This window comes from Streptomyces africanus (assembly GCF_002150735.1).
Lineage (GTDB): Bacteria > Actinomycetota > Actinomycetes > Streptomycetales > Streptomycetaceae > Streptomyces > Streptomyces africanus.
In genome coordinates this window covers 1-6,169 of record NZ_MUKA01000142.1, presented here as the reverse complement: position 1 = coordinate 6,169, position 6,169 = coordinate 1, and the positions used below count along the sequence as shown (strand labels likewise).

The following is a 6,169-nucleotide window of genomic DNA, read 5'->3' as shown; positions in this document are numbered from 1 at the left end:
CGCCGCCGAGGCCGCCAAGGCCGCCGCCGCTGCCCCGGCCCCGGCCGCCGCAGCTCCGGCCGCGGCGAAGAAGGCCCCGGTGCTGGAGGCGTCCCCGCTGCGCGGACAGACCATCAAGATGCCGCGGATCCGCAAGGTCATCGGCGACAACATGGTCAAGGCCCTGCACGAGCAGGCCCAGCTGTCCTCGGTCGTCGAGGTCGACGTCACCCGCCTGATGAAGCTGCGCTCCCGTGCCAAGGACGCGTTCGCGGCCCGTGAGGGCGTCAAGCTCTCCCCGATGCCGTTCTTCGTCAAGGCCGCGGCCCAGGCGCTGAAGGCGCACGCGCCCATCAACGCCAAGATCAACGAGGCCGAGGGGACCATCACCTACTTCGACACCGAGAACATCGGTATCGCGGTGGACTCCGAGAAGGGCCTGATGACCCCGGTCATCAAGAACGCCGGTGACCTCAACCTCGCCGGTATCGCCAAGGCCACGGCCGAGCTGGCGGGCAAGGTCCGCGCCAACAAGATCACCCCGGACGAGCTGTCCGGCGCGACCTTCACCATCTCCAACACCGGGTCGCGCGGCGCGCTCTTCGACACGATCATCGTGCCGCCGGGCCAGGTCGCCATCCTCGGCATCGGCGCCACGGTCAAGCGCCCCGCCGTCATCGAGACGGAGGAGGGCACGGTCATCGGCGTCCGCGACATGACGTACCTGACCCTGTCCTACGACCACCGCCTGGTGGACGGCGCCGACGCGGCCCGTTACCTGACGGCGGTCAAGGCCATCCTGGAGGCGGGCGAGTTCGAGGTCGAGCTCGGCCTCTGACCTCGGGTTCTACGGCTGATCGGTGCCCCGTCCGGATCTCCCGGGCGGGGCACCGTCGTACCCAAGGGGCGCGGGGCTGTATCAATGTGCGGCTCCGCCGCGTGGGCGCGATCAAGCACGAACGACCCGCAGCCGCCGAAGACCGTCCGGCCCGAGCTCACATGCGCCGCAAACACCGTGTGCGCCTCGTCTCACCTGCGCGACAGCGCCCTCGTCGGCCCCACCCGCGGAGCGAACCGGCCGTATTGTCTAAACGTCAATCCCGCCTAAGGAGCCCACATGACCGCGCCCGTCATCCACTCGCTGCGCGAGCAGATCCGCGAGCACATCCTGGAGGGGATCATCAGCGGACGCTGGCAGCCGGGCGAGCGGATCGTGGAGCGCCGGATCGCCACCGAGCTGGAGGTCAGCCAGACCCCGGTCCGCGAGGCCCTGCGCGAACTGGAGTCGCTGCGCCTGATCGAGTCCGCTCCGAACAAGGGCGTCCGCGTCAGGAACCTGACGGCCGCCGACCTGGAGGAGAGCTACCCGGTCCGGGCCGGCCTGGAGGCCATCGCCGCGGAACTGGCGGCTCAGAGCCTGTCGGAGGACTGCTCGGCCCTGGAGCCCCATGTCAACGCCCTCTACCAGGCCGACCGCGTCTCCGACGGCACGGCCCAGGTCCGCCACACCGTCGCCTTCCACCGCGAACTGGTCCGCGCGGCGGGCAACTCCGTCCTGCTGCACACCTGGGAAGGCCTCGGCATCGAGGTGTTCACGGCCCTGTCGATCCGCTGGCTGGGCACCCGGCAGCAGTCGTACGCCGAGGAGCACGAGGAGCTGGTCGCCGCCTTCAAGCGCCGCGACCCCCGGATCGCGGAACTGGTGAAGGCGCACGTCCTGGGCTGCGCGCCGCGGGCGTGACACCCGAGCGCACTCCCGCTCAAACGCCTCTCACCTGCGAAAACCCAGAGGAAAGCCGTCACCGCGTGCCACCGCCGGAGGCACCCCGTGCCTACTTTCTCGTGATCAAGAGGTTTTGCCTCTCAACCCTTTGATCGATCATCGATCAGCGAGTTACAGTCGCCGACGGGCTTGCCACCCAAGCTCCAGCCCTGTCCTGCCAAAGACCAAGGGCACCCCCGATCCCCTTACGTGAGGGAACCCCCTTCGACTGAGGAAGGCGGCGACATGACCGACCCCAACGCCATCCAGCCGAGCGAGCTCGACCAGCTCCCGGACCGCGACCCGGAGGAGACCGCCGAATGGCAGGCCTCCCTGGACGCCGTCACCGAGGCGGCCGGGCCGCACCGTGCCGCGTACCTGATGCGCCGCACGCTGGAGCGCGCCGAGGGCGCCGGCATCGCGCTGCCGAAGCTCCTCGAGACCGACTACGTCAACTCCATCCCCACCGCCGCCGAGCCGGCCGTGCCCGGTGACGAGGCGATGGAGCAGCGGATCACCGCGTGGAACCGCTGGAACGCGGCGGCGATGGTCACCCGCGGCAGCAAGTACGGCGTCGGCGGCCACATCGCCACCTTCGCCTCCGCTGCCTGGCTCTACGAGACCGGCTTCAACCACTTCTTCAAGGGCAAAGAGGCCGACGGCTCCGGCGACCAGCTCTACATCCAGGGCCACGCCTCCCCCGGCATCTACGCCCGCGCGTTCCTCGACGGCCGGCTGACCGAGGAGCAGCTCGACAACTTCCGCCGCGAGGCGGGCGGCAACGGCCTGCCCTCCTACCCGCACCCGCGCCGCCTGCCCTGGCTCTGGGAGTTCCCGACGGTGTCGATGGGCCTCGGCCCGCTCTCCGCCATCTACCAGGCGCGCTTCAACCGCTACCTGACCAACCGCGGCATCAAGGACACCTCCGCCTCGCACGTGTGGGCGTTCCTCGGTGACGGCGAGATGGACGAGCCCGAGTCGACGGCGGCCCTCGCGCTGGCGGCCCGTGAGGAGCTGGACAACCTCACGTTCGTCATCAACTGCAACCTGCAGCGCCTGGACGGCCCGGTCCGCGCCAACTTCAAGATCGTGCAGGAGCTGGAGGCCCAGTTCCGCGGCGCCGGCTGGAACGTCATCAAGACGCTCTGGGGCACGGCCTGGGACGAGCTGTTCCAGCTCGACACCACGGGCGCGCTCGTACGCCGTCTGCGCCAGGTACCGGACGCGCAGATCCAGACGTACCAGACCCGCGACGCGGCCTACATCCGCCAGGACTTCTTCGGCGGCGACCCGGCGCTGGCGGAGCTGGCGAAGCTGCTGAGCGACGACAAGATCCTCGAGTGTTTCCACTTCTCGCGCGGTGGTCACGAGGCGCGCAAGGTGTACGCCGCGTACAAGGCCGCCGTCGAGCACAAGGGCGCGCCGACCGTGATCCTGGCCCAGACGGTCAAGGGCCACACCCTCGGCGAGGGCTTCGCGTCGAAGAACGCCAACCACCAGATGAAGAAGCTGACGGTGGACGAGTTCAAGAACATGCGCGACCTGCTCGGCCTGCCGATCAAGGACAGCGACTTCGTCGACGGCGTGGTCCCCTACGGCCACCCGGGCGCCGACTCCCCCGAGGTCCGCTACCTCCAGGAGCGGCGTGCCGCCCTCGGCGGTCCGGCCCCGGCCCGCCGCGTCCACCCGGTGGCGCCGCTGCCCGCGCCCGCCGAGAAGGCGTTCGCGTCCTTCGACAAGGGCTCCGGCTCGCAGAACGTGGCCACCACCATGGCGTTCGTCCGCCTGGTGAAGGACCTGGTCCGCGACAAGGAGACCGGCAAGCGCTGGGTGCCGATCGTCCCGGACGAGGCGCGCACCTTCGGTATGGAGTCGCTCTTCCCGTCGCTCGGCATCTACTCGCCGAAGGGCCAGACGTACGAGCCGGTCGACCGCGACCAGCTGATGTACTACAAGGAGGCCCAGAACGGCCAGATCCTCAACGAGGGGATCACCGAGGCCGGTTCGATGGCCGACTTCATCGCCGCTTCGACGTCGTACGCGACGCACGGCGAGACGATGATCCCGTTCTACATCTTCTACTCGATGTTCGGCTGGCAGCGCACGGCCGACCAGATGTGGCAGCTCGGCGACCAGCTCGGCCGCGGCTTCCTCGTCGGCGCCACGGCGGGCCGTACGACGCTGACCGGTGAGGGCCTCCAGCACGCCGACGGCCACTCCCCCGTCATCGCCGCGACGAACCCGGCGGCGCTGACGTACGACCCGGCGTTCGCGTACGAGGTCGCGGCCATCGTCAAGGAGGGTCTGCGCCGGATGTACGGTGAGGCGGCCCCGGGTGAGGACCAGAACGTCTTCTACTACCTGACCGTCTACAACGAGCCGCTGCCGCAGCCCGCGAAGCCGTCCGTGGACGGCATCGACGAGGGCATCGTCAAGGGCCTGTACCGCTTCAACACGGCGGAGTCGGCGGGCATCACGCCCCCGGCCAACGCCCCGCGGATCCAGCTGCTCGGCTCCGGTACGGCGATCCACTGGGCGCTGAAGGCGCAGCAGCTGCTCGCCGAGGAGTGGGGCGTGGCGGCCGACGTGTGGTCGGCGACCTCGTGGAGCGAGCTGCGCCGGGACGCCCTGGAGGCGGACGAGGCGCTGCTGCGCGGCGAGGAGCGGATTCCCTTCGTCCGGCAGGCGCTCCAGGGCGTCGAGGGCCCGGTGCTGGCGGTCTCCGACTACATGCGCCAGGTCCCGGACCAGATCGCGCAGTGGGTCGAGCAGGACTGGTCCTCGCTGGGCGCCGACGGCTTCGGCCTCTCGGACACCCGTGAGGCGGCCCGCCGCCACTTCGGTGTCGACGCCGAGTCGATCGTCGTCGCGGCCCTGGCCCAGCTCGCCAAGCGCGGCGAGGTCAAGGCGACGGCCGTGAAGGAAGCGCGCGCGAAGTACGGCCTGTAAGAGAAGTACGGCCTGTAAGGGCTTGTCGGCAGGAGGCTCCCGCTGCGGCGGGGGCCTCCTCCTGCATGATGTGGTCCATGCGCGCTGCCCGGCTCATCAAGATGGTGCTGCTGCTCCAGTCCCGGCCGTCCATGACGGCCGCCGAGCTGGCCCGTGAGCTGGAGGTGTCGGAGCGGACGGTCACCCGGGACGCCCAGGCGCTGTCAGAGGCGGGTGTGCCGGTGTACGCGGACCGGGGCCGGGTCGGCGGGTACCGGCTGGTCGGCGGGTACCGTACGCGGCTGACCGGGCTGCACCGCAGCGAGGCCGAGGCGCTGTTCCTGTCCGGGGTGCCGGGGGCGCTGCGCGAGATGGGCTTGGAGGACGCCGCCTCGGCGGCCCGGCTGAAGGTGTCGGCCGCCCTGCTGCCCTCGCTGCGGGACGCGTCGAGGACGGCGGCGCAGCGGTTCCATCTGGATGCGCCGAACTGGTTCAGGGAGCCGGAGACGCCCGTGCTGCTGCCGGCGGTCGCCGACGCGGTGTGGGACGACCTGCGGATCACCGCGCGCTACCGGCGCGGGGAGGACGCGGTCGTCCGCGAGCTGGAGCCGTACGGGCTCGTGCTGAAGGCCGGCGTCTGGTACCTGTGCGCCCGGGTGGCCGGGGGCGGGTCCTTCCGGGTGTACCGGATCGACCGGTTCACGGCGGTGGACCCGGGTGAGGAGCGCTTCGAGCGGGAGCCGGACTTCGATCTGCCGGCCTTCTGGGAGGAGCGGGCGGAGCAGTTCGCGCGGTCGATCCTGCGGGCACGGGTCGTGGTGCGGCTGTCCCCGGACGGTGTGCGCGCACTGCCGCACGCCCTCGGCTCGCTGTCCGCCCGTGAGGCCCTGGCGGACGCGGACGCTCCGGACGGCGACGGCTGGGTGACGGTGGCCCTGCCGGTGGAGTCCGAGGAGGTCGCCCACACCCAGTTGACGGCGCTGGGCCCGGAGGTGGAGGTGCTGGCGCCGGAGAGCCTGCGCGAGCGGTTCGCCGGGGACGCGCTGCGGCTGGCCGGGCTGTACCACCGCCGGGACGGCGTATAACGATCCCGCGCACTCCGGGTGCGCCCCTGTGCCCCAGGGCCGATGCTGGACCCGTGATGGACGAGACGGAGTTCTGGGAGCTGGTGGACGACACCCGGGAGGCCGCCGAGGGCGACCCGGAGGAGCAGGCCGACCTGCTCGTGGAGCGGCTCACGCAGAAGGACCCGGACTCGGTCCTGGACTTCGCCCGGCACTTCGAGTCCCGCTACAACCGGGCCTACCACTGGGACCTGTGGGGCGCGGCCTGGGTACTGCTCGACGGGGCGAGCGACGACGCCTTCGACTTCTTCCGCTGCTGGCTGATCGGCCAGGGCCGCCATGTCTTCGAGGGCGCCGTGCACGACCCGGACTCGCTCGCCGATCTGCTGGACGACTTCGACGAGGAGATCGACGGCGACGGCGAGGAGCTCGGCTA

5 protein-coding genes are annotated in these 6,169 nt (G+C 70.8%); all 5 read left to right on the top strand.

Annotation, left to right across the window (positions count from 1 at the left end; genetic code table 11):
• Window positions 1–817: 2-oxo acid dehydrogenase subunit E2 (locus tag CCL05_RS19055; RefSeq protein ID WP_208641566.1), on the top strand; the 817-nt coding region annotated here is incomplete at its 5' end.
• A gap of 279 nt (window positions 818–1,096) precedes the next feature.
• Window positions 1,097–1,720 carry a GntR family transcriptional regulator gene (locus CCL05_RS19050; protein ID WP_086561699.1) on the top strand — a complete coding sequence of 208 codons (624 nt, stop codon included), beginning with the start codon at window positions 1,097–1,099 and terminating at the stop codon, window positions 1,718–1,720.
• A gap of 267 nt (window positions 1,721–1,987) precedes the next feature.
• Window positions 1,988–4,690, top strand: coding sequence for a pyruvate dehydrogenase (acetyl-transferring), homodimeric type (gene aceE / locus CCL05_RS19045; RefSeq protein WP_086561698.1), 2,703 nt, complete (start codon window positions 1,988–1,990; stop codon window positions 4,688–4,690).
• A gap of 77 nt (window positions 4,691–4,767) precedes the next feature.
• Window positions 4,768–5,754: a helix-turn-helix transcriptional regulator gene (locus CCL05_RS19040; RefSeq protein WP_086561700.1), complete on the top strand. Its 987-nt coding sequence runs from the start codon at window positions 4,768–4,770 to the stop codon at window positions 5,752–5,754.
• 56 nt (window positions 5,755–5,810) lie between these two features.
• Window positions 5,811–6,169 (top strand): DUF4240 domain-containing protein (locus tag CCL05_RS19035; protein ID WP_086561697.1); only part of this gene is annotated, 359 nt, incomplete at its 3' end.